This window comes from Thalassotalea atypica (assembly GCF_030295975.1).
Lineage (GTDB): Bacteria > Pseudomonadota > Gammaproteobacteria > Enterobacterales > Alteromonadaceae > Thalassotalea_F > Thalassotalea_F atypica.
Window position 1 is genome coordinate 3,861,045 of sequence record NZ_AP027364.1, and the last position, 24,977, is coordinate 3,886,021.

The following is a 24,977-nucleotide window of genomic DNA, read 5'->3' on the forward strand; positions in this document are numbered from 1 at the left end:
ACTCAATTAAAACAGTTGTTTTAATATATAGATTATAGATAAAAAGTAAAGAAAAATCCGTGCAATAACTTGTCCATTGGTCATACTTTAAGGTAGCGTAAAGTGTTTGAAATAGAAAAATCATGCAGATAGAGCAAGTTAATGACATTGAATGTATCAAAATTGGTAATGCCGCTTATGATCATTTGGCTTTGCACATTGCCTTTACCTGCCCAAGCCAAGCAGCTTCAATTCGATAAATCAGCCAATCAAGGAGGCTATACCTTCAGCTATCAATGGCTGGATATAAATGAGCAACCACTTTCTTTTAGTTTCTTTATAGACAATCAATCACTTTTTTCGCGATTTAGAAGTTTTCGTGCATTTAAGCCTGAAATAGCGCAAGTTGCTATTCAGCGCAATATTAGGAAAAAAATTAAAGCGGAGCCTATTGAAGGAGTACAGGCACAATTTGCTCGTAATGGTCAACAAGTAAAATTAACCAGCGCAGACCCAGATAGGCTAAGCGAAGCCCAACAAACTATCACGCTATGGGAAGATGAGTATTTTGAGGAGTATCTGCATCGAAATTACTACAAAAAATTTTTGACACACGAATATTTTTCAGGAATTAAACCCGATCATGTAAGGATAGCCTTATCTTCAGTCGACATCTTCAAACCATTTAAGAACTCTATTATTGAATTAGTTTCTATCAAAGATGTTCGAAAGGTAACTAATTTCATCTTGGGGTTTATTCAATCGATTCCCTATTCCACCCTTGAATCACGGGTAGATTCCTCTGGCGCTGGGTTTAGCGTTCCCACAAAAGTACTATGGGAGAATCAAGGGGACTGCGACAGTAAGATGGCACTTACTGCTTCAATGATGCGCGCGGTGATGCCGCGCATTGATTTAGTTTTTATCTATTTAGACGGACACGCAATTTTAGGGGTTGGTATTGAACCTAAAAATAACGACAAATACATCAGTGTCAACGGTAACGTATATGTACTGGCCGATCCAACCGGACCACGATTGATGAATTTAGGTGACGTTGGTTTTGACACTGAACAGGCCATCAATGGAAATTTATACACAACAGAAATCTTCGAAAAAGTTGGGAATTAGTTCAGTAGGCTGATTAAATAGAAGCAATCTTAGTGATCAATTGTTTCTTTTGCTAGTACTTGTAAAATACTCTCACACAAGTGAATTGCGCTGACGGGTTTAGCAATATGTAATTCCATACCGGCGGCTAAACTCGCCTCTTTATCTTCAACACGAGCATGAGCTGTCATGGCTATGATAGGTATTTGACTGTGTGCTTTTGACCTTTTAATTTTTCGTGTCGCTGTCAACCCATCCATCACTGGCATTTGAATGTCCATTAGCACTACATCAAAGGTATTAGCTTGCAATTTGTCTAGCGCCACTTGACCGTTTTCTGCAATTTCGACTTTAGCTCCCATTGAGAAAAGCAGCTCTTGTGCCACCATTTGGTTAACTAGATTATCTTCGACCAACAAAATATTGACATTGTTAAGACGTCCTTCAACATTTGAATGTTCAGCATAATCCTTATTATTTGCCATCGCTTGTTTAGCATTAACATCAATATTCAAAAGACTGACATGGCTCTGTTCCATGTGTTGTATTATGCGGCTTAAACTGAATCGATAAAGGGGCTTTTCAAATAATAAGTAAGGCGCCGTTAATTCAGGTAATTGACTGAAAATATGCTCACAGACATTCGCCATCAACGGTTGGCATATCCCCATTAACTTGATGTTCGGAAACTGTTTTTCAATATTAAGCAATGAGATATGCTTGTTGTCAGCTAAATATTGACCATCTATGAGCAGCACTGTTTCCTTGTTAACAACTTGCTTCGATAATTGCTCAATCTGTTCGATTGGTTGATAACACCAGCCCATTTTTTCTACCGATTCTGCGAGCGTTCTATTAAACGGACATGACAAAGTCACAACATTAAGTGGCTTTAACAACACTTGATTATTGTGCACTTTAACTGGCAATACAAAGCTAAATTCACTACCTTGGCCCAAGTCGCTCTTTACACTAATTTCCCCACCTAATGCGCTTACAATTTGTTGGCAAATAGAGAGCCCTAAGCCTGATCCACCGTACTCACGTGTCATCGAGTCATCGGCTTGGCTAAAGGCATCGAAGAGCTTATCTTGTTTGTCTTTTGCAATGCCGATACCTGTGTCTTTAACGTTAAATCGAATAAGCGCATTATTTTTATCATGAGCGGTGGCCATAATATTAATAGTAATGGAGCCATCATGAGTAAATTTAACCGCATTATTGAGCAAATTGGCTAGCACTTGAACCAAACGCATCTCATCTGTGTCAATGCGATAAGGCACATCGCTTTCAATATCCACGCTCAACGAAAGTCCTTTTCTATGTGCATTGACCGCATTAAGCTGCAACACTTTATCCAAGATAGAGTCTAGTTCTGTTGTTTGAATATTAAGTTCTAATTTGCCTGCTTCAATGCGTGATAAGTCAAGGAGTTCATCTATTAAATGAAGCAATGCTCCTGATGCGCCTTGCGCATTTCTAAGGTATTGATATTGAAATGCAGATAGTTTCGTCTTCTCCATTAATGTCATCATACCTTTAATAGCGTTAATGGGCGTCCTGATTTCATGACTCATATTAGCCAAAAACTGACTCTTAGCATCATTAGCAAATTCGGCCTGCTCTTTTGCTTGTTTAAGGGCAGACTGCACAAGGTACTGTTCAGAGACATCACGAATAATACTGATACTACCTAAACTAGTGCCGGCATCGTTATAGAATCTTGTGCAAAAAATATCATAGGTGCTTTGCACAGTTTCCACTGTTTGACTGTAGCCAAATTGAGATTGCCTAACAGGTAACGCTGCAAATTCTTCAAGTGTTGCCTTTAAAGAATCTGGCAGCAAAGAACTGACCTTTTTCCCTAATAAAGAAGGCTCCTCTTGTTCAATATATTGCTCAAACGATTTATTACAGCCAATTAAGTTGCCATCATTATCATTGAAAATAATGAACTCTGGGATAGCGTTAATGACCGAACGTAATAACACGTAATCACGCTGGTGTTGCTCACTGGTTTTTATTAGCGCTTGAGTTTTTTGTGCGACGCGCGAATCTAACAGCGCATTTTGTTCTTTCAATTGTTGCAATAATCGACGGTTCTCACCAAAAATGTTCTCCACAATTTGAAACCAAGGTACCCAATCTCTTTTAGGTTGTATCTTACCTGGATCTCCTTTAGCACAATGTTCAATATGAGCAACAAACTCGATTGCCGGTTTGACAAATGCACGTCGAGTGATAAAAAAAACCAGCGCTAAGAAAATCACTAAGCCAACAAAAAACAGGCCAAAAATAGAAATAAACTGGTTCAATAACGGAGAAGTAAAATCACTATAGGGTTGATACTTGACCAGCAGCCAACCGTTATTCTTCAGTCGATATTTTTGAACTAACCAGCCATTGAACTTAATATTTTGAGCTGGCGACATTAATTGATCTTGAGATAGCGTTTGCAAAGGCTCAGGTACAACATTTTGCCAATGCTGTTGCTCAGAAATATCATCATTCTTTAGACTCTTATGCAGCATCATTTGCCCAGAGCTATTGAGTAGAACATAACCATGTTGTTCTTGACTGATTTCAGGTAATTTGTTGTTAAGGCTGGCTAAATCAACATCAATAACCAATACACCTTTAAACTCTTCATCATAATAAACCCCGGTACCCAATGAAGCGATGATACCTTTGCCTGCGGTATCTTTAAATGGCATAGACCAGACGAATTTATTGCCCGCCAAGTTATTCTTATGTATTTCCCTGACGTAGGAATTTTGGAGCATTTGTGGCGAAAATTGCCATGCATTGTGACTAATCCATGGAAAGATACTAACGAAATCACTCATTGATAAATAGTAAAACCAAGTAGCGTCTTCATTATTAGCACTACCGGTGATAAATGCCGGTGTTAATGCTTGAGCCATTTTTAACTCTAACCAATAGGTGTCATCAAATTGCTCAATGTTGCCGATACCAGTTACGTTACTTTGCAGCCGTTTACTTTGACTAAATACATCACGAAGAGACGCTTTTAAATGAAACCGATCGCCCTCTTGTTCGAGGCTTGGCCTTTGAGCGGGTAAGTCATTTGGATGGTCCAAGTAATATTGGGCAAATTGTCTCAAGCCTTTTAACGTTTGCTCAGTGTTATATAGACTACGATCAATGATATTGGCTTGCTCGGCGAGTTTAATAAGATCAGTTTTATGGTGGGACTCAAGCCCAAATTGGTAGCGATAAGTTGCGATAGCTGTCGCAAAAACAATAATAATTAGAAAGACGAGAAAAACCACTAAATTATAGTGGTTGAATAAATTAACTTTTGGAATGTTGCTTTGCAAAACACTTCTCCGCCCTAGAGCTACAAAATAACAGGCAAAAGGGCGCATGAAAACGATTAATTTAAATCAATCTATCATTTTTTGGTTTAGCTAACACTTGTGCTTTATTGTCATAAGCAATCTATGTCTCGCTATAAGTTCTCTTCTGCAAATGATGCTAGACGACTACGAACTACGCCGTTTAGGTTTATGGTGGTACTGCCGGGGAAATCCTTGAAACGCTCAACAATATAGGTTAACCCTGAAGTCAGTGCCGATAAATAATTACTATCAATTTGAGCCAAGTTACCCGAGCACACTATTTTAGTGCCTTCACCGCAGCGGGTAATAATTGTTTTGAGTTGTGATGCGGTGAGGTTTTGACATTCATCCAAAATCACAAACGCATTTTGTATGCTACGCCCACGCATAAAGTTCACCGACTTAAATTGAATATTTGCCTTATCCATAATGTAATTTAGACTGCCATTCATGTTCTCGTCTTGTTTATGTAACACTTCCAGCGAATCGGTTATTGCCGCTAACCATGGCGCCATTTTTTCTTCTTCTGTACCAGGTAAAAAACCTATAGATTCTGCAATTTCAGGTGTACTGCGGGTCACGATCACTTTGTCATATAAACCACGCTCTACAACTTGCTCTAAGGCGGAAGCCAATGCTAGCAATGTTTTACCACACCCTGCTGGGCCGGTTAACACAACTAAATCAATTGTAGGATCAAGCAAGGCGTCCATCGCCATGCCTTGATATATGTTCTTAGGATGAATACCCCACGCATTTTTAGACATTAACCGCTCACGCCCTAAATCTAAAATCGATACTCTCTCATCATCATAACCGGTCACCTTACCGGCAAAATGCTCTGTATCATCAATGAGATATTCATTAATATAGCTAATTGGAACACTGCTTTTACTTACATAATGAGTTGTCGTACGGCCTTCGGTTTCACTATCACACTCTTTAATGCTTTCCCAAAAATCCCCCTCGAATTGGTGATAACCTTTAGTTAAGAATTTAATATCATCAATAAGTTGATCAGTTCGATAATCTTCAACATGTGCTAAACCCGCTCCTTTAGCTTTTAGGCGCATGTTAATGTCCTTCGTCACCAACACCACTTTTCTCGGTTTTTGCGTATTTTGAATATGAACGGCAGTATTAATAATGCGATTATCGTTTTCGTTCTGGGATAAACTGCCCGCGGTTTGCTCTAACCCAAAGTCATTAAAAATAGCAAGAGTGCCTCTTGGAGCATTATCACCAGATTGTGGTAGATTCACCCCTGCTAGTACTTGTTCCGGTGTAGCATCGACCAAGGTATCTTCCAATGCACGAATAGCAATGCGAGCATCTCTACTAACATCTTTGTGACGATCTTTAATGGAGTCTAGTTCTTCTAAAACCGTCATCGGCACGACGACGTCATGTTCTTGGAAAGATAAAAAGGCAAAGGGTTCGTGAAGCAAAATATTGGTATCTAAGATATAGATAATTTTTTCATCGTCCATAAAAAATCTCCAAAGTTTACACAATTAAATTTATAAATACGGCAATGTAGTGATGAGTCGTTGCCTGTATTTCCGCTCAAATTAATCGACGAATATGATGTAATCACATTCTTTTAAACCAGTATTTTCATTTCCACTTTGACAGTCTTTCGTGCACTATTCAAGCAGCAAAAGACATTTTCCAGTTATTTTATTTTTCCTCTGTTTTACGGTTTCAATCTAGCCAAATTACAGGCATGATATCTAGATACCAGACAAGGTTTATCCTCATATGCGAATCGTTTGATACGCTACCTCCAATGTAAAATATAGAATCGACAAGAACTAAATATTCCGTGAATCGAACATACATACAGATCAATTCACACGAGTTACGTTGTGTCTAACAACCATCAGCCAAAAAAAATAGCAGTATAAGCTTATAAAATTCAAAGGAAATGTGCTCAAACTTATCACTAAACGTATCAAAAATTGATGCAAATCAACAATGCTTCAATCAATAATTCGCTGGCACTAAATGCAAATGAGAATGTATTGCATTTAGATTTAACTCAGGTAGAATCTGCACACTTTTGAATCCTTAGATGATTACGTAAGAGCAGTAGTAATGAAAATAAAGACAATATCTCTGGCAATATCGTTTGCAGTGTCCGCCCTTTCCCCCCATACCATGGCTAAGAATGCCGATATTGAAGTTATTCAAGTAACAGGGACTTATTTCAACGATTATCAAGTAGACAATGCTTCGGGAGCGATGCGCACAAACACATCACTTCTTGAAACAGCACAATCAGTTACTGTCATTCCAGAAACAATTATTGATGAGCAATTAGCAACTACATTGGGTGAAGTATTAGTCAATGACGCGAGTCTATCGCCCGGTTCAAAACAGCGAAACCGTGAAGTTTTTATTTCCCGTGGTTTTGAATTAAGTTCATCAAATGGTTATTTAAGAGATGGTCACCAGCATTGGTCTCATTATCAACAGCCTATAGAAACATTGTCGCACGTGGAAGTGATCAAAGGCCCATCAAGTGCTTTATATGGACAGTCCGCTCCTGGTGGTCTTGTTAACATGGTAACCAAGAAGCCAACGCAAACTTCGCTCTTCGACTTTGGCGCGGATACCGACCAAAATGGCTCGACAAGGTTTATGCTAGATGCAGGTGGGAGCATAGCTGACAAATTAAGCTATCGAAGTGTTCTAGTTAAACAGGACGTTGTTTACGATCGAGAATATGCCAATGGAGAAAGCCGAGAGCGCGACAGATTTCTTGGCTATCTTGCAATAGACTATACCATGACTGAAGACCTCGTCATTAATGTTTATTATGATCAAACTAACGATAAAGCAGGACTTGATACGGGTGCATGGCTAGATTCAAACGGAGATGTTATTGGCAGCACCAAAGACATTTATGACTTTTCTTGGGCCTTCACTGATATAACGGTAGAAAACATTGGCACTAAGATTGATTACTTTATCAACTCAGATTGGCAAGTCACATTTGGCTACAACGAGCAAACGTTTGAACGGCAACGATTTGAGTCCGCTCCTAAAAAACCTTCCGATTACGTTGTTGGTGACAGTTATACATCCGCCCCCTATGACCGTTTCGATGATTGGCAGTTTAAAACCATGTTCTTTGATGTCAAAGGAGAGCTTGAAATTGGAGATACTCAACATAACCTGTTAATTGGTGCTAATAGCCTTGACTATTATTATGGGCAATTGAGAGTAAAATCGAGTCCAGTTGACTATGTTCCGGGAGACGTTGAACCATCGAAACCAGGCATCAGTTATAAAACAGACGACAGTCTATATACTAGCGAATACGAATTTTACGGCTTTTACTTCCAAGATTTAATAACAATAAATGATCATTGGCAAGTCGCTTTAGGGGGGCGGGTTGACCGACAAAACAAAGAGAATGCTGATAGCGACTCGTTTGTTCCTAAAGCCGGCGTGCTTTATCATCCAATAGAAAATGCCACGATTTACCTTAACTATTCAGAGGGCTTTGAACCACAACAAAGTGAAACATTGAATGATGATACTGACAAAAACCATGGAATGGACTTAGAGGCAGTAACTTCCGAACAAATAGAGATTGGTGTTAAGTGGCAAGTATCGGACAGACTGATGCTAGAAAGTGCTGTGTTTGATATTGAGAAAAGCGGTGTATTGGTGACTGAATCTCTAATTGATGACCCAACACACGACACAATCACCACTCAAGCAGGATTGCAACGTCACAAAGGTGTGGAATTATCTGCTCAAGGTGCGATTACTGATACATTATTTATTATGGCATCAACCATGTACTTAGATGCAACGTTTGAACGAGACAGTAATTATGAAGGCAAAACACCAATGGATGCACCGCAATGGTCAGCCTCCGTATGGTCACGTTATGAGCTCACGCAATCATTAGCATTAAATGCTGGCCTTTTGTATCAAGGCGAACGTTATGCTGACAACAATAATAATATCACCAAGGACAGTTATTACCGCCTTGACCTAGGCGCAACATACACTACGAAAATCAGCGATCACGATGTCGACTTTAGACTCAATGTAGAAAATGCGTTAGACGAGGACTATCTTGCCGGCGGCGGTGTGAACAACGTAACCGTAGGTGATGAACGTTCGGCCCGATTTGAAATTAAAGTGTCGATATAGTCGATTGAGCCGTTACGCAAAGCGGGTCCTTTCGGCTCGCTTTTTCTATACAAAAGTATAAACGACAGAGCAACATGAACATAAGAAATCTATTTTTTTGGGGACATTTGTCCATTGGCTGCATAGCCGCATTGTTTATTTTTTTAATGTCGATCACAGGTGCAGCCCTTACCTATGAACGCCAAATAATTCACTACGCTGAATCGCTTGACTACCAAGCTTTACCCAATAATGCATCCAGTAAACTGTCCCTTGATGAAATCGTCAGTATTGCTAAAACCTATCCTCATGAGAAATCTCTCAGTGTTGCCATTAAGAATGAAGTAAATGCTTTTGTACAAATAAAAGAAGGTCGAAAAACGCTTGCCTATTTGAATCCTTATACTGGTGTCGAAGCTTTGACTCCAGGAGAAGGCACTAAAACATTTCTAAGCAAGCTCAGAGCGTTCCATCGTTGGTTAACTCTTGATGGAACTTTCAGTGACACGGGCCGGTGGGTTAATGGTATTGCTAATGTAATATTTGTATTATTGGTGATTAGCGGGGTATATCTCTGGCTGCCCAAGCGTATTAATAAACGCTCAGTTAAACAAAAGGCAACATTCTCAAAAAGCTATGTATCAAAGCACGCTCGAGATTATCAATGGCACAATGTGTATGGCATATATCTAACGCCTGTACTTTTAGTCATTGTTGTCACCGCTATCTTTTTTTCTTTCAAATGGCCAGGTAACAGCCTAAAAAAAATAACCTCTACGGTTCCTGTGGTAGCACCGTTAAAAGCTAATCTCTTGCAAAGCAAGCAAAGCCTGACACATCAAGCTCTATTTAATAGGTTGACGGCGTCTTATGAAGATTGGCAACAAATTCAATTCTCAGTTCAAAAGCAATCAATGGATGTTCAGCCATTTCAAGTAGACTTAGGCAATGGCGCACAACCACACAAACGATATACTGTAGCGCTAGACCGAGTCACAGGAGAAGTAGCACAAACTCTTTCATTTAGTGATATGTCGACCTATCGTAAAGCGCGAAACTATATTCGCTTTCTACATACGGGTGAAATCTATGGAATATTAGGCCAGACAATAGCAGGCCTAGCTTCATTGCTGGTGTGTTTGATCATCTATACGGGAACAATGCTGTCAATACGTCGTTGGCAAAATTATCGTAAACGCACCAACACTCGATAATTATTGCCATGTTCCTGTATACAGCCAATGCCAGATCCAATTTCTGGCATTAGCCGTTTAATAAAAAAATTACGCGATGATTCTCTTTTCCGCCTATTTTTTATTCCCTTCTTAGCTAAAGACAAATACACATAAAATTCATTTACCTGAGCTGTCTAAAAGTTGATTGGTGAATTGAAGATATTTTTAATGATCACAACTATGATTAACGGTACTATAGCGCCCTTTTTTTCCCCTATTAGTATTTTTAGAGCTTTTTGGAGACATCGGTTATGCAATTTTTCCCCGGCCAACGTTGGATCAGTGACAGTGAATCAGATCAAGGACTTGGTACCGTAACCAATGTGGAAAATCGTTTTGTTACGATCATATATACCGCCACGGGAGATTCTAGAAAATACGCCATAGCCAATGCTCCACTAACACGCGTGGTTTTCAATATCGGTGACGTAATCCCTAGCCATGAAGGCTGGCAATTACAAGTTGAAGAAATTGATGACAGCGAAGCCATCATCACCTATCACGGTACTCGTGCAGACAACGGTGAAAAAACCACACTCAAAGAAGTAATGATCGATCATTTCATCAAGTTCAATAAGCCACATGACCGACTCATTAACGGCCAAGTGGATAGATTAGATTGGTTCCGTTTGCGCAAAGACAGCTTGCAACATCAATTCGAGCAACAACAATCTCCACTTGTTGGTTTAAGTGGTGGTCGTGTCAGCCTGATACCTCATCAGCTATACATTGCTGAAGAAGTGGGCTCTCGATTTGCACCTCGTGTGCTTTTAGCGGACGAAGTAGGGTTAGGTAAGACCATTGAGGCAGGTTTAATCATTCATCAGCAACTGGTGACAGGTCGAGCACAACGCATTCTAATCATTGTACCTGAATCACTGATGCACCAATGGCTAGTTGAAATGCTGCGCAGATTTAACCTCAAGTTTAGCATTTATGACGCTGAGCGCTGCCAAGAGAGTACTAGTGAAAATCCATTCAGCGACGAACAACTGGTGTTAGTGAACTTAAACTTTGTTGCTGACAACCCTGATTGGTATGAATCAATGATCAGCGAAGATTGGGATTTAATGGTGGTTGATGAAGCCCATCACCTTAATTGGTCTCAAGAAGCCCCAAGTGTTGAATATTTATGTATAGAGCAGTTGGCACAAGTGATACCTGGGGTATTATTATTAACGGCAACTCCTGATCAACTAGGCCATGAAAGTCACTTTGCTCGCTTAAGACTGCTAGACCCTGATCGTTTCTTTGACTACCAGGCATTTATCGAAGAAGAGCAACACTACACGGCAGTGGCAGATACCGCCAATACCTTAGTGGAAGGTAATAGTTTGACCACAGCACAAGCTGAAACATTACAAGAATTATTAAAAGAAACAGACATCACTACACTGCTGACTGAATTGAGCGCAGGAGACGAGCAGAGCCAAGCACATGCAAAACAGCAATTGTTAAATCAACTGCTCGATCGTCACGGCACAGGTCGCATTCTGTTTAGAAACTCTCGCAATACAATAAAAGGTTTCCCAGAGCGTATCGCGATGCCAGTAGCACTTAAGCTACCTGAGCAATACGATAACTGCATCAATGATTTACTCGTTGATCATGACCTTGAATCCTTAAAAGCTCTAAAACAAACCGCGTTTTTTCATACTCCTGAACAATTGTATGCCTTGGATAATCATGACGCATGGCATAGCTTTGATCCACGTGTAGACTACCTAATTGAGCTTTTAAGAGAGCACCGTGACGAGAAAATTTTAGTTATCTGTGCCCACGCACAAACCGCCATTGACTTAGAAGAAGCACTACGCACCAAAGAAGGAATGCGAGCTGCGGTATTCCACGAAGGCCTATCTATTTTTGAGCGTGACCGCGCCGCTGCGTATTTTGCACAAGATGAAGACAGTGCCCAAGTATTACTATGTTCTGAAATTGGCAGCGAAGGTCGTAACTTCCAGTTTGCTCATCACATGGTGTTGTTTGATTTACCGACCAACCCTGATTTACTTGAACAGCGTATTGGTCGACTTGATCGTATAGGTCAAACACAAACGATTAAAATTCATATCCCTTATTTTAAAAACTCTGCGCAAGAATTGTTATTCAATTGGTATCATCAATCACTTAATGCCTTTGAACACACGTGTATTACAGGTCGCACCGTGTTTGAACATGTTGGCGAGCAACTTCACAATATTATGCTTAGTCATGACTTTACATCAGAGACAACCACACAACTCATCAATGACAGCCATCAACAGCATTTAGCAATCAAGGCAGAACTTGAATCAGGGCGAGACAAATTACTTGAACTTAATTCAAGTGGCCAAGGTAGAGCGCACCAGATTGTTAAAGACATTGAAGCCCTTGATGATCAAACCACCTTGCCACAGTTTATGTTTCAAGTATTTGACGTATTCGGAATTCAACAAGACGATAAAGCGGACAATGCCATTGCATTAAATCCAACCGAGCATATGCTAAACCCCAACTTCCCGCATTTGCCGGAAGATGGCGCAACGGTAACCTTTAACCGTGATACGGCTTTGAGCTGCGAAAACTATCAATTGATGACATGGGATCATCCAATGGTACGTGGCGCTTTGGATTTAGTATTGTCTGATGAAATCGGAAATGCCAGTATCGGCTTATTGAAGAACCCAGCCCTGCCAGTAGGTACCTTCTTCTTAGAATGTATCTTTACTATTGAAGCAACGGCGCCATCAAACTTACAACTAGGACGTTATTTACCTACTACGCCAATTCGTATCCTCGTTGATAAGAGCGGGAATAATTTAGCGGATAAAGTGTCAGAGCCAGTACTTGAAAAACAGCTTCAGCCAGTGAAGAAACAAGTTGCATTACAACTCATTAAAGCGCTGAAAAGTGAAATACAGCCATTAGTGAATAAAGCAGAACAACATGCAGAAGTAAAAATCCCTGCTATTCAAAGTCATGCATTAGAAAATATGCACCATACCCTTGACGAAGAATATCAACGACTAGAAGCCTTGTCAGCGATCAACCCGAGTGTTCGGCAAGATGAACTCGACTTTATAAAACGCCAGCAACAAGAGCTCACACATTACATTGAAAAAGCACAACTGACGTTTGAGGCGACGCGTCTTATCGTTGTGACGCATTAAATTTAAGGAACCGAATATGGCTGCAAACCCTGACTTTATTTACCGCCCGCCAATGACGCCCTATCTTGATATCGTTTATCAAGATGATGATATTGTCGTGTTAAATAAAGGCAGTGGTTTACTCACGGTGCCAGGCCGATTGCCTGAACATCAAGATTGTTTACAAAATCGTGTGGCTCGCGTACTACCTACAGCAACCATAGTGCACCGCTTGGATATGGCAACATCTGGCTTATTATTGATGGCCTTAAATAAAGACGCTCACGTCGACATCAGTCGTCAATTCGAAAAAAGGCAAACTCAAAAAAGTTACCGCGCCCGTGTTTATGGCAAACTGGAATATTTGCAGGGTGAAATTAACTTACCATTAATTTGCGATTGGCCCAACCGACCAAAGCAGAAAGTCGACCATGAACATGGGAAGTCATCAAAAACACTGTACAAGTTGCTTCAACAGGATGACGACAGCGCTTTAGTAGAGCTAATCCCTATTACCGGTCGCTCCCATCAACTTAGAGTACATATGCTGGCGTTGGGCCACCCGATTTTGGGTGATCGGCTTTATGCCCATGAAAAAGCATTAACCCAATCAGAACGACTACAATTACATGCCCTATCTCTGACAATTTCTCATCCACGAACAAAACAAAGCATATCCTTTAAGGCGCCTTGTCCTTTTACGTAATATTTAAGACATTGAATAAACTACTCAAATACACATGACCAACAAAAAAACATAAAGCTTTAGTTAATTTGGCCGCTACAATATTGAGTCCTTTAATGATGCAGTCGCGGTCTCTTTGCATTAGAATGAAAGCGCCTTGTCGTTTAAAGCCGGAGAAAGTTCATTGCGTTTAAGCCAACTTTTTTTTTCAATTATTGTTTTCTTTTTCAGTGAAATGGGCCTTGCACAAGAAAAGAGCGAAATTGCCGGCGAAAAAACATTACAACTTAATCCCAAAGAAAATCAAACCGTCAATGAAAACAATCCGGAGTCAACAGATACCGAGCCCGCCGAAAATGATAATGAGTCGAAAGAGTCAACTCAACCTTTAACCATTCTAGCGCCTACATCTGAGCAAAGCATTTATCAGTCAGATTTAGAAAAATATGTCCGTAAAGGCATTTTAAAACCGATGATGGTAGGAACGGAAGATTTCATTACTTTGACGCAAAAAGATTTACACGCAACAGATAAAGGGGTGATGATATTGCTCCCAGAATGGCAACAAGTGGCAACTAGTCCAAAGGCGATTAACTATTTGCGCCAACATCTGCCAACACAAGGTTGGACAACTATCGTATTACAGCCCTTAGACAAACCAGCGACCTACCCATCACAAACTGAAAATGCAAACACCCGTGCAGCAGAAAACCAAGAGGCGTTACAAGCATATCAAGAGGCTCTCATTCCTAAAATGAAAGCCGTGTTTGATGAAGCAGCACAGTATCCGGGCATCTTCGTTGTCATTGCGGAAGGAAACAACGCGGCCAATGTATTAAATCTATTTGAGCAACAACAGCTGCCCTTGCCCAATGCTTTTGTCATGCTTAGCGCTCACATGTTAACCGAACAAGGCAATATTTCTCTCGCAACACAAGTGTCTGAAACTGAACTGCCTATCTTGGATTTATACTTAAAGAAAGATACTCAGTGGGTAGAACACTTCGCTAAAATTAGAAAACAATACGCCGCTAAAGAAATGAAAATCTACTATCGTCAGCGACAACTTAACAATTTTGCCCCAAGCTATTACCCAGAAAAAGACTTAAGCAGAGCAATAAAGGGGTGGTTAACGGCCATTGGTTGGTAGTTGATACTACAAAGCTATTTCACACATTATGAAATGGCCCTGATTGATGAACGAGCCCCAGAACAAAACAAACATGCGCTAATTGATCACTTAGGTGAATTACAATCTGATAGAGAGGTCGCTGAAGATTTCTATTAGTCACTACTAAAAAAGAAAATCTGCTAGCTCAGAAAGCCGATACAACATCAACACTCACATCGGCGATCAAGGGATATTCGAATTAATCAGATAACTAATTCAAATCGCCATCTTTCCAGTATTTTGTGCCTTGCAATGTTGCTTGTAGTGCTAGGCCATTTTCAGTCATCTGGTATACTTCAACACCTTCAACAATGGTTGCGGCTTTGCTTGTTTCGCCCCCTTTTTTTCCTGACTTAGCGGCAGCATCAGCTTGTCCTGAAAAGTCCCAGCCGTGTTCTACAAAATTTTCCAGTGCCTCCTCAGTATAAAAAATAAATACCGCACTAAAATCTTTTACCCCTAAGCCAATACCAACACCTGCACTGACCATTTGCATGTAGGTTTCTTTTCCAGTTTCATTGTTCTTTACAATGCCACTACCGTTACCTGCGGAAAGAAAAATAATATTGACACCAATATTAGAAAACGTCGCATAACCAACGGCTTTTTCAATTTTCTTTTTCGCCCGCGGCTCTTCCTTGTATAAACGTGTCAGTATTTTTTGACGCATTTCCCGAATATCATTGCGGTCTTCTTCAGCACCAGCGATTACACTGCTAGGTAGTAACATTACAAACAAAAATACAATCAATTTTTTCATTCTAAATTCTCTTTTGAGCCAAAGGCAGCTAGTTTTAGTTAAGTTATTCAATCAGTTTAGTCTTTATTGTGATATTTCGATACTAAGTCATAAGCGGCTTGCACGTCTTGTGTTTTTTGCTTTGCTGATTCCATCATTTCTGGCGGTAATCCTTTTGCAATAAGTTTGTCAGGGTGATGTTGTGACATCAGCTTTTTATAAGCTTTCTTAATATCTTTTATCGACATATCAGGGCTTACCCCCAGAGCTTTATATGCATGATTAAGTTGCGCTTTCTCATTGGCAGGGTTAGCGTGCTGACCAGCGCCTGATTGACGATTAAACGCCTCTCCAGCCATGATCATTTCTAAAAGTTTGTCTAAATCTCTACTTGAAAAACCCAACCCTTGAGCAATTTCATGCAAAACTTTACGTTCTACGGGATCTAGCTGACCGTCAGCAAAAGCAATCTGCACTTGAATTTCAAGAAACATTAAAATTAAATCATAACGGGCACCACACGACTTCCTAAACTTCGCTAAACGATCTTTTAATGGAAACCCTGCAGCTTTTCCCTCTCTAAATGCCTCTTGTGCTTGCTCGCGCAATTCGCCTTTTAGCTTAAGTTTATCCATGTAGGCACTAGCAAAGGCGATTTCATGCTCTGTCACTCGCCCTTTGGCTTTAGCAAGATGTCCCATCACAGAAAAAGTAGTATAGAAAAATGTCGCTTGACGACTTTGTTCACCGTCTGCGTTGAATTTATCAAAATCATAACCACGGCTTTTATCAAATTTATGACCAAGCCAAACGCCTAACAAGGCACCGAATATATTTTTGCTCAACATAAACCCGAACAAGAAGCCCAGAACCTTACCCCAAATTTGCATGACTTATTATTTTCCTGATACTTGAAATGATAAAATATGTGCTTCTAATTGTTGTAACCGCTGAGGCGTACCAACGTCTACCCATAACCCCGATAACAGAGAGGCGCCAATCTGTTCTTTGTCGGCAGCAGCACGTAAAAGTGGTGCTAATTTTTCAAAATTATCACCAATAACATGATTAAAAAAGGAGCTGCGATAAAGAGCTAGACCACTGAATGTCCACATGGTTTCTGACTGATTAACTAAAATACCATTATTGATACCAAAATCCCCCTTTCGGTTATGTTCAGGGTTTTCAGTCAACCACAAATGGGCAAGTTGATGCTTTGGAAGTTGAGGTATTGTCGAGAAATCATACTCAAAATAGGTGTCGCCATTAATCACCAAAAATGGCGACTCACTGTTGTTTTGTGCAAGCAGATGTAGCGCTTTTTTTATCCCACCTGCGGTCTCAAGTGCGCCATTAGATTCAGCGCTATAGGTTATTTTGACATTCCACGCGCTACCGTCACCCAGCGTATCAACAATTTGTTGTCCCAGCCACGCATGATTAATGACAATATCCGTGATACCAATACGAGCCAACTTTTCAATGTGATAAACAATTAAAGGTTTACCGGCAACTGATAATAATGGCTTAGGACAGCTATCAGTTAACGGTCTCATCCGCTCACCACGACCTGCGGCAAGGATCATTGCTCTCATTGTTTTTGCTCCAATGAAGGAATGACAATATCGCGGACCACTTCATGCAAATATGACAGCTCACCATAGTGAGCACTTACATCTTTAATATAACATAATGTCAGTGGAATATCTGATAGATAACCTGGCTTATTATCTCTTAAGTATAAACGTGCAAAAATACCAGCAGCCTTAATATGACGCTGCAATCCCATCAGATCAAACCAACGATGCCAAGTTGATTGTGATACACCGCACGCAAGATCTGTGCTGGTGATATGATGCTCAATAAAGTGCTCCAGCAGTGGGTAAATTTTTTCATCGGGCCATCTAACGTAACAATCACGGAGTAATGACACCACGTCATAAGTTATTGGCCCCTTCACCGCATCTTGAAAGTCAATAACGGCTAGTTCATTGTCATGTTCGAGCATAATATTGCGACTATGAAAATCTCTGTGCATCACCACTTGTGGCTGTTCCAGTGCGTTATCAATTAACACGTCAAAACAGGCTTGCAGCTTTTCGAGGTCTATAGTTTTTATATCTAGATGATGATGCAACAGCCACTGTGAAAATATATTAAGTTCTAACTGTACAAAATCGCGATCAAAAACAGGGAATCTATATGCTGTAGAATCCTGGACAGTCGCTATCTTCGGAATAATAGCCATGGCACGTTTGTAATACTGTGCCATAGAATCCAAGGTCAACTTATCGGCAAGCAAAGTATTGCCCAAGTCAGTTAGGCAAAAAAAGCCTTGTTCTTCATCTTGGTCAATAATTTGCGGTACTTTGATACCTTGAGACAAAAGGCAAGCTTGAATATGAGTAAACGCTAAGTTGTTGCATTTATCTTTGGGCGAGTCCACGGCAATCACTGATTGCCCGCCACTCGTGCTAAAACGAAAATACTGACGAAACCCTGCATCACCAGTCAAAGACTCGAGTATGATTTGTTCAGTATCAGTTACAGCAGATAACCACTTAGTTAATGCTTTTCGTCGATTATCTTGGCTCAAATGCGTCCCTCTTACTTAGTAAAACTGCCAATTAATCTAATTAGCGAGATAAATAAAAATTGCTATATTATAACGAGTTTTAACAGTAGAATACTGATCTTATCATGCAAATAAATACCACTTTTATCCAATAGTGTTAACTAACGCCATTTTTAACGGAACATAAATGCATTTCTCGCTTCGTCACTTATTCACCAAATGCACTATATTGATGATGAGTCCATGGGCTTATGCTCAGTCAGCTCAAGCGCCAATGGAAGTTAGGGTTTGTCCTGTACCTCAATTCGCCCAATTAGGCTCAAAAGTTATTATTGATGATCCTGATGTTATTCAAATATTATCAAAACGTTCCAGTATTGAAAAAGATCAGTTTGCCATTTTTGAAGGTGGTGTGACATTAATTAACAAAGATAAGAAAATATCTGCACAGAAGCTTGAAATAAATAGAAATACGGCTGTCCTTAACGCACAAGGTAATATTCATTTTCAGAATGACGCTATTGATATATTTGCCCAGCAATTAAAAGCCAGTGAGTCGAGCCAATCGACAACTTTAAGTGGCACTGATTATCATTTAAAGGGCAGCTTAGGACATGGTAAGGCAGGCGAGCTCTCGGTATCTGACGACGGGCGCTTAACACTTTCTGATTCATCATTTACCACCTGTTATGGTGAAACACCTGATTGGCAAATCAGCGCCAGCGAAATTAATATCTCAGCAAAAGATAATAAAGGTGAAGCGTTTAATGCCGTTATTGAACTTTTTGATGTTCCTGTGTTTTATCTGCCATATATTTCTTTTCCTGTTACCGACGAGCGTAAATCGGGTTTTCTCTACCCAGTTATTGGCTCTTCAAACAAGTCAGGGTTAGAAATTGAGACCCCTTATTATTTAAATATCGCTGAGAACATGGACGCAACAATCACACCGCGTTATATGTCTAAGCGAGGTACACAATTATTAACCGAGTTTCGCTATTTAAGTGGCGAACAAACGGGCAAATTTGATGTTGAATATTTAAATAAAGATGATGAAATTACCACCAACGATGACGCTCGTTATCTTTGGCGCTTCCAACATGTAGGTAATTTTTCAGAGAATTTCAGAGCATATGCTGATTATACTTCGATTAGCGATGACGCCTATTTAGTTGATATTGGCTCTAAACACTACAATTCAAACGATGCATACTTATACCAAATAGGTGAACTCGCTTATTTTGGTGAAACGTGGAATGCCACAGTAAAGGTGCAAGATTTTGAAGTCATTGGTAATCACAATCAAAGCTATAAGACCGTCCCACAAATTGAAATCAATAATTACCAAGATCTACCGTTTTGGAATGGTAAGTTTGAACTATATTCAGAATTATCACGCTTTAAGTCTAACGATCAAACCCAAGCTCAAGCCGATAGATTTCATCTTGAAGCTGGCATGTCATTTCCAATCTATACACCAGCATGGTTTTTCAACTCGGAGTTTAAGTTGCTGCAAACCAACTATAAGCAAGAGCGATTGGAAAACTCACCAGAGCTAGAACGCCATGTTAGCAGGACGTTACCTAAAGTAAGGTTCCATGGTGGCATTAACTTAGAACGCGAAACTACGTTGTTTAATACTGCATTTACACAAACTATTGAACCTCAATTGCAGTACCTCTATATACCCGATAGAGAACAAGACAATATTGGTTTGTATGACACCACCATATTGCAAGACGATTATGCAGGTTTATTTAGAGATAAACGTTTTAGCGGTTTGGACAGAATTGCCGAAGCGAATCAATATTCTTGGGGCCTAACAAGCAGATTACTTGATAAATCTAATGTTGAACGCATGCGTTTTAGTTTAGGTCGTATTGTCTATTTGAACGATACCAATTTCGAAATTAACGACAATGGTACCAATGTCGACGAATCTTCACTTGCTGCTGACATCTTCGTCAGAGCAAATTCTCAATGGCAATTTAGCAGTAATATTCAATACAATACCGACTTGGATATTACTAGGCAAAGTCAAGCAAATATCGATTACCATTTCACCGAAACCGATCTTCTACAATTGACGCACCGATATACAAAAGATTTATCAGATGTCACTTTAGAGCAACTATCTTTACTTTCGAGTGTCAGACTCAACAAGGATTGGCATTTTGTCAGTCGTGTGACGCAAGATTTAAAACGCAGACGCAGCTTGGAAACCTTAGCAGGCTTCCAATATGAAAATTGTTGCTGGGGAATTCGCTTTGCTTATCAACGTCATATTAATTCATCAATTGATGAGTTAGGTACATTTAATGATAACCGCGATGAATTCGATAGTGGATTCGTGGTACAGTTTGTTATTAAAGGTTTAAGTGGCCAAAAAACCACGCTTAATACACAAGATATGTTTAACTCGAGTATATTTGGCTACAAACGCCCATATTATCTCAATAATTAATCAAGAATATAATAAATGAAAAACTCTTTGAAAATTTTCGCTTTAACTTCTTCATTAGTACTGAACCTATTCAGCACTGCTATAGCCGAAGAAGTAGCATTAGATAAAGTCGCCGCCATTGTAAACTCGGGCGTTGTATTAGAATCAGAAATCCAAAACTTATTAAAGAATATCAAAGCACAAGCTGAAAAATCAGGTCAAAGCCTACCTTCAGATAAAGCCTTACGTACTCAAGTTACCGATAAGCTTATTAACGATAGCTTACTTATTCAAATGGGTGAGCGCATGGGCGTTCAAATCAGTGACGCTCAACTTGATGACACGTTAAGCAATATGGCCGGCGAAAACAACCTGACACTAGAACAGTTCCGTGAAGCGCTGGTCAGTGATGGCGTTGATTATGAAAAATACCGCGAAACCGTACGTTCAGAACTAATATCAGGTGAAGTGCGTCGTGCTAGTGTTCGCCGTAGAGTTTATATCTCACCACAAGAAGTAAACAACTTGTTGGCTGATATGAAACAAAAAACTAATTTAGATGTTGAATATCGTCTGGGTCACATCTTGATTGAATTCCCACCAGAGCCAACTCAAGATGATATCAATGCTGCCAAAACTCGTGCCGATAAAGTGATCGAACTCCTTAACGGTGGCTCTGACTTTGCCAAGATTGCGATTGCGTCATCGGGTGATGCAAACGCACTTGAAGGTGGTGATATCGGCTGGAAGAACATCAATGAATTACCGACCTTATTTTCTGAACTTGTTGATGGCAAAGAGCAAGACACGGTAATGGGCCCTATTCGCACAGGTCTTGGCTTTAGTATTATTAAAATACTAGAAATTCGTGGTCGCCAAGTGGTTGAAGTGGAAGAAGTTAAAGCCCGACATATTCTTGTTAAATCGTCAATTATCTTAAGTGAAGCAAAAGCGGAAGCCATGTTAGCTGAGTTTCTAAAAGAAATAGAAGCCGGAAATGCCGACTTTGCTGATTTAGCAAAAGAGTTTTCTGAAGGCCCAACATCGGTGCGTGGTGGCGACTTAGGTTGGGCGGACCCTAAAACTTACGATCCTGCTTTTAGGGATGTTCTAGCTAAACTTAAAATTGGCGAATACCATAAACCATTCCGTTCATCATTTGGCTGGCATTTAGTACAGTTGACCGATCGTCGCACCTTAGATGCAACAGAACAAATGAATGAAAACCGTGCCTACCAGATTATCTATAACCGTAAGTTTGGTATGGAAGCACAGCGCTGGATGAAAGAAACCCGAGACGAAGCTTATATTGAAGTTTTATCAACGGGTGAAAATTAATGACCAAACGTATTGCAATAACGCCGGGAGAGCCTGCGGGTATCGGCCCAGACCTTACCATTGCAATTGCGCAACAAGACTGGCCCGTAGAACTTGTCGTTGTCGCGTGTCCAGAATTAATGATGGCGCGAGCTGAGCAAATTGGCTTGCCGTTGACATTAGTTGATTATGATGCGAGTAAACCTGCATCAGCTCAAAAAGCTGGTACGCTCACTATTTGTCCGATAGCCACCGACCAAGTACCAGTGGCAGGACAACTCAATCAAAATAATGGTCATTACGTGGTAGAAACTCTACGTGTTGCCAGCGAAAAAAATATCTCAGGTGAAATTGAAGCTGTTGTTACAGGCCCTGTACATAAAGGGTTAATTAACCAAGCGGGGATCGCTTTTAGCGGTCATACGGAATATTTTGCTCATCAGGCCAATTGTTCTGATGTGGTAATGATGTTAGCCACTGAAGGGTTGCGTGTCGCCTTAGTAACCACACACATCCCATTAGCTTATGTATCAAAGGCCATCACCTTTGAACGATTACAAAAAGTCACTCGCATCTTGCACAAAGACCTACAAGACAAATTTGGCATTGAATCTCCACGTATATATGCGTGTGGCATCAACCCTCATGCCGGCGAAGACGGGCATTTAGGGCGAGAAGAAATTGAAGTAATGAACCCAGCATTTGAAGAGCTTCGCGCTGAAGGTATGGACATTGTTGGCCCTTTACCTGCTGACACCATTTTTCAAGAAAAATACTTAGAGGATGCAGACGCTATTTTAAGTATGTTTCACGATCAAGGTTTACCCGTACTTAAATATAAAGGCTTCGGCTCTTCGGTGAACATTACTTTAGGCCTACCTTTTATTCGAACCTCAGTAGATCACGGTACTGCTCTCGATTTAGCCGGTACTAACCAAGCAGACACTGGAAGTTTTATTGAAGCCCTGCAAACCGCAATTAATTTGGCAAATAATCAACAATGAGTAAGAACTCCCATTTAGGCCATCAAGCTAGAAAACGCTTTGGTCAAAACTTCCTAAATAATGATGCAGTCATTAGTAGCATCGTTGACGCAATCAACCCTGAGCCAGGTGAAAATTTAATCGAAATTGGGCCTGGTCTTGGCGCACTAACTGAGCCGGTTGTTGAGCGTGCAGGGAAGTTATCCGTTGTCGAACTAGATCGAGATTTGGCTCATCGTTTACGCCATCACCCTTTTTTGGCTGAACATTTGACCATTCATGAAATTGACGCATTGAAGTTTGATTTTTCGTCTTTGGTGAAGCCCAATCTACCATTGAGAATTTTTGGTAACCTACCTTATAATATCTCTACACCGCTCATTTTTCATTTGCTGACCTTTAAAAATGATGTCAAAGACATGCATTTCATGTTGCAAAAAGAAGTGGTACAACGCATGGCAGCATCGCCAGATACAAAAGCATATGGACGATTGTCGATCATGACACAGTATCAGTGTCAGGTATTGCCCGTGATGGAAATAGGGCCGGAAGCCTTTACTCCGCCGCCTAAAGTCGACTCTGCTATTGTGCGCTTAATTCCACATGCTGAAATAAAGAACCCAGTAAAAGAATTGAGTATGCTTAATCAGGTATGTTTAACGGCATTTAATCAGCGCCGCAAAACCATCCGTAACAGTTTCAAAAAGCTTATTTCAGCAGATAATTTAGAGCGTTTAGATATTTCACCAACGCTAAGACCTGAAAACCTGAGTATTGATGAATACATTAAAATTGCTAACTTTCTTAGTGATAACCCAGCATCGATAGAAAAATAGAAAGCACATGAGTCATGTTACCCCAGATTTAAGTTCGCTGATCACCGTTTTGGCTCAGCCTAATTTTATCGAGTCACAATCCGATATCGATAACAAACAATTTGTGTTCAGTTACACCATTACCATATCAAATTGCAGTGATGAAAAAGTGCAGTTACTGTCCCGTCGTTGGTTGATTACTGACGCCAACGGCGAAATAACGACAGTGGAAGGCGATGGCGTTGTCGGTCAGCAACCAGTTATTGGCCCAGGAAAACAATACACCTATACCAGCGGCTCTATTTTCAAAACACCTCTTGGTATCATGCAAGGACAATATCATTTAATTGACAGCAACAACCGACCTTTCAGTATCGAAATTCCACTATTTCGATTGTCTGTCCCTAATTTGTTGAATTGATTGTGGCGTTATATTTAGTCGGTGATGTTCAAGGTTGTTTGAAGGAGTTACAACTTTTGCTTGCCCAAGTAAATTTTGACGCACAACAAGATCAGCTTTGGTTGACCGGTGATCTAGTAGCAAGAGGTCCTCAATCACTCGAAACACTCCACTTTGTTAAGTCTCTAGGGAAAAGTGCGAACTTTGTCCTAGGTAACCATGATTTGCACTTACTCGCCATTCATGCTGGGCATAAAAGAGCGAAGCAAGGTGACAAGTTAACTCCACTGCTTGATGCACCAGACGTCAATGACCTAATGGATTGGCTAAGCCAGTACCCATTGCTGCTGCCATTACCCGACGGAACGGCTTATATGAGCCATGCAGGAATCTCTCCTCAATGGTCGCTAGAAGAAGCCGTTGACCACGCAGAATTTGCCCACGAAAAAATATCAGGGCCTGAACGTAGCTACTGGCTCAACATCATGTATGGCGAGAAGCCCAACAATTGGTTTGATGTCAACACTGACGAAGATAAATTCAGATTTACCATCAACAGTTTCACTCGTATGCGTTATTGTTACTCAGACGGTTCGCTTGAATTTGATTGTAAAGAAGCGCCGCAATCTGAGCCTGAAAATATCGCTCCTTGGTATCAACTATCAACCATAGAACAACGTCCGCAATGGGTGTTTGGTCACTGGGCGGCATTGATGGGTTCTTGCTCAAAAAAAGGGTACTTCGCCTTAGATACTGGCTGTGTATGGGGCAATTATATGACTATGTTGCGTTGGGATGATAAAAAAATCTTTATTCAAGAATCAGTTGGATAAAACAGCTGCAAGAGCAAATATCAAGGTTGCAAATGTAACTTTTAATG

At 40.3% G+C, this 24,977-nt stretch carries 18 protein-coding genes; 12 read left to right on the plus strand and 6 right to left on the minus strand.

From position 1 onward, the window contains the following. Window positions 1–141: 141 nt before the first annotated feature. Window positions 142–1,110, plus strand: coding sequence for a hypothetical protein (locus tag QUE03_RS17410; protein ID WP_286263228.1), 969 nt, complete (start codon window positions 142–144; stop codon window positions 1,108–1,110). Between the two features lie 29 nt (window positions 1,111–1,139). On the opposite strand, the gene QUE03_RS17415 is transcribed toward QUE03_RS17410, so the two are convergent. After that, a complete protein-coding gene (locus QUE03_RS17415) occupies window positions 1,140–4,430 on the minus strand; it encodes an ATP-binding protein (RefSeq protein ID WP_286263229.1) in 3,291 nt (1,096 codons plus the stop codon). A 131-nt stretch (window positions 4,431–4,561) separates the two neighbouring features. Beyond that, the gene (locus tag QUE03_RS17420) at window positions 4,562–5,941 is read right to left on the minus strand and encodes a PhoH family protein (protein ID WP_286263230.1); all 1,380 of its coding nucleotides are present in this window, start codon (window positions 5,939–5,941) and stop codon (window positions 4,562–4,564) included. A 607-nt stretch (window positions 5,942–6,548) separates the two neighbouring features. On the opposite strand from QUE03_RS17420, the gene QUE03_RS17425 reads away from it, so the two are divergent. From QUE03_RS17425 to QUE03_RS17445, 5 genes are all read left to right on the plus strand, one after another. After that, complete coding sequence (locus tag QUE03_RS17425) at window positions 6,549–8,624, plus strand: TonB-dependent receptor (protein WP_286263231.1); 2,076 nt, start codon at window positions 6,549–6,551, stop codon at window positions 8,622–8,624. A gap of 74 nt (window positions 8,625–8,698) precedes the next feature. Continuing rightward, entirely contained in the window at window positions 8,699–9,817 is a 1,119-nt protein-coding gene (locus tag QUE03_RS17430) for a PepSY-associated TM helix domain-containing protein (RefSeq protein ID WP_286263232.1), read from the plus strand. A 272-nt stretch (window positions 9,818–10,089) separates the two neighbouring features. Next, entirely contained in the window at window positions 10,090–12,990 is a 2,901-nt protein-coding gene (gene rapA / locus QUE03_RS17435; RefSeq protein ID WP_286263233.1) for an RNA polymerase-associated protein RapA, read from the plus strand. A 16-nt stretch (window positions 12,991–13,006) separates the two neighbouring features. Then, entirely contained in the window at window positions 13,007–13,675 is a 669-nt protein-coding gene (locus QUE03_RS17440) for a pseudouridine synthase (protein WP_286263234.1), read from the plus strand. A gap of 136 nt (window positions 13,676–13,811) precedes the next feature. Next, a complete protein-coding gene (locus QUE03_RS17445) occupies window positions 13,812–14,804 on the plus strand; it encodes a DUF3530 family protein (RefSeq protein WP_286263235.1) in 993 nt (330 codons plus the stop codon). Window positions 14,805–15,036: 232 nt separating this feature from the next. Here the strand turns inward: QUE03_RS17445 and QUE03_RS17450 are convergent, their stop codons facing one another. Genes QUE03_RS17450 through QUE03_RS17465 form a run of 4 tightly spaced genes read right to left on the minus strand, consistent with a single transcriptional unit; the run spans window position 15,037 to window position 18,160 of the window. Continuing rightward, window positions 15,037–15,585, minus strand: a complete 549-nt coding sequence (locus QUE03_RS17450) for a lipid-binding SYLF domain-containing protein (RefSeq protein WP_286263236.1) — start codon at window positions 15,583–15,585, stop codon at window positions 15,037–15,039. A 56-nt stretch (window positions 15,586–15,641) separates the two neighbouring features. Further along, window positions 15,642–16,454, minus strand: coding sequence for a co-chaperone DjlA (gene djlA / locus QUE03_RS17455; protein ID WP_286263237.1), 813 nt, complete (start codon window positions 16,452–16,454; stop codon window positions 15,642–15,644). Window positions 16,455–16,460: 6 nt separating this feature from the next. Further along, the gene (gene murU / locus QUE03_RS17460; RefSeq protein ID WP_286263238.1) at window positions 16,461–17,159 is read right to left on the minus strand and encodes an N-acetylmuramate alpha-1-phosphate uridylyltransferase MurU; all 699 of its coding nucleotides are present in this window, start codon (window positions 17,157–17,159) and stop codon (window positions 16,461–16,463) included. Next, window positions 17,156–18,160 (minus strand): aminoglycoside phosphotransferase family protein, encoded by a 1,005-nt coding sequence (locus QUE03_RS17465; protein WP_286263239.1) that lies wholly within the window; start codon window positions 18,158–18,160, stop codon window positions 17,156–17,158. Before QUE03_RS17465 ends, murU begins: the two co-directional genes overlap by 4 nt. A 166-nt stretch (window positions 18,161–18,326) precedes the next feature. Between QUE03_RS17465 and QUE03_RS17470 the strand changes: the two genes are divergently transcribed. Genes QUE03_RS17470 through QUE03_RS17495 form a run of 6 tightly spaced genes read left to right on the plus strand, consistent with a single transcriptional unit; the run spans window position 18,327 to window position 24,930 of the window. Beyond that, window positions 18,327–20,603 carry an LPS-assembly protein LptD gene (locus QUE03_RS17470; protein ID WP_286263240.1) on the plus strand — a complete coding sequence of 759 codons (2,277 nt, stop codon included), beginning with the start codon at window positions 18,327–18,329 and terminating at the stop codon, window positions 20,601–20,603. Between the two features lie 15 nt (window positions 20,604–20,618). Continuing rightward, window positions 20,619–21,920, plus strand: a complete 1,302-nt coding sequence (gene surA / locus QUE03_RS17475) for a peptidylprolyl isomerase SurA (RefSeq protein WP_286263241.1) — start codon at window positions 20,619–20,621, stop codon at window positions 21,918–21,920. Then, window positions 21,920–22,903 (plus strand): 4-hydroxythreonine-4-phosphate dehydrogenase PdxA, encoded by a 984-nt coding sequence (gene pdxA / locus QUE03_RS17480; RefSeq protein WP_286263242.1) that lies wholly within the window; start codon window positions 21,920–21,922, stop codon window positions 22,901–22,903. The genes surA and pdxA overlap by 1 nt, the downstream gene beginning before the upstream one ends. Further along, window positions 22,900–23,718, plus strand: a complete 819-nt coding sequence (rsmA, locus tag QUE03_RS17485) for a 16S rRNA (adenine(1518)-N(6)/adenine(1519)-N(6))-dimethyltransferase RsmA (protein WP_286263244.1) — start codon at window positions 22,900–22,902, stop codon at window positions 23,716–23,718. The genes pdxA and rsmA overlap by 4 nt, the downstream gene beginning before the upstream one ends. A gap of 7 nt (window positions 23,719–23,725) precedes the next feature. Next, entirely contained in the window at window positions 23,726–24,118 is a 393-nt protein-coding gene (gene apaG / locus QUE03_RS17490) for a Co2+/Mg2+ efflux protein ApaG (RefSeq protein ID WP_286263245.1), read from the plus strand. A 2-nt stretch (window positions 24,119–24,120) separates the two neighbouring features. Continuing rightward, window positions 24,121–24,930, plus strand: coding sequence for a symmetrical bis(5'-nucleosyl)-tetraphosphatase (locus QUE03_RS17495; protein WP_286263246.1), 810 nt, complete (start codon window positions 24,121–24,123; stop codon window positions 24,928–24,930). The last annotated feature ends 47 nt before the right edge of the window (window positions 24,931–24,977 follow it).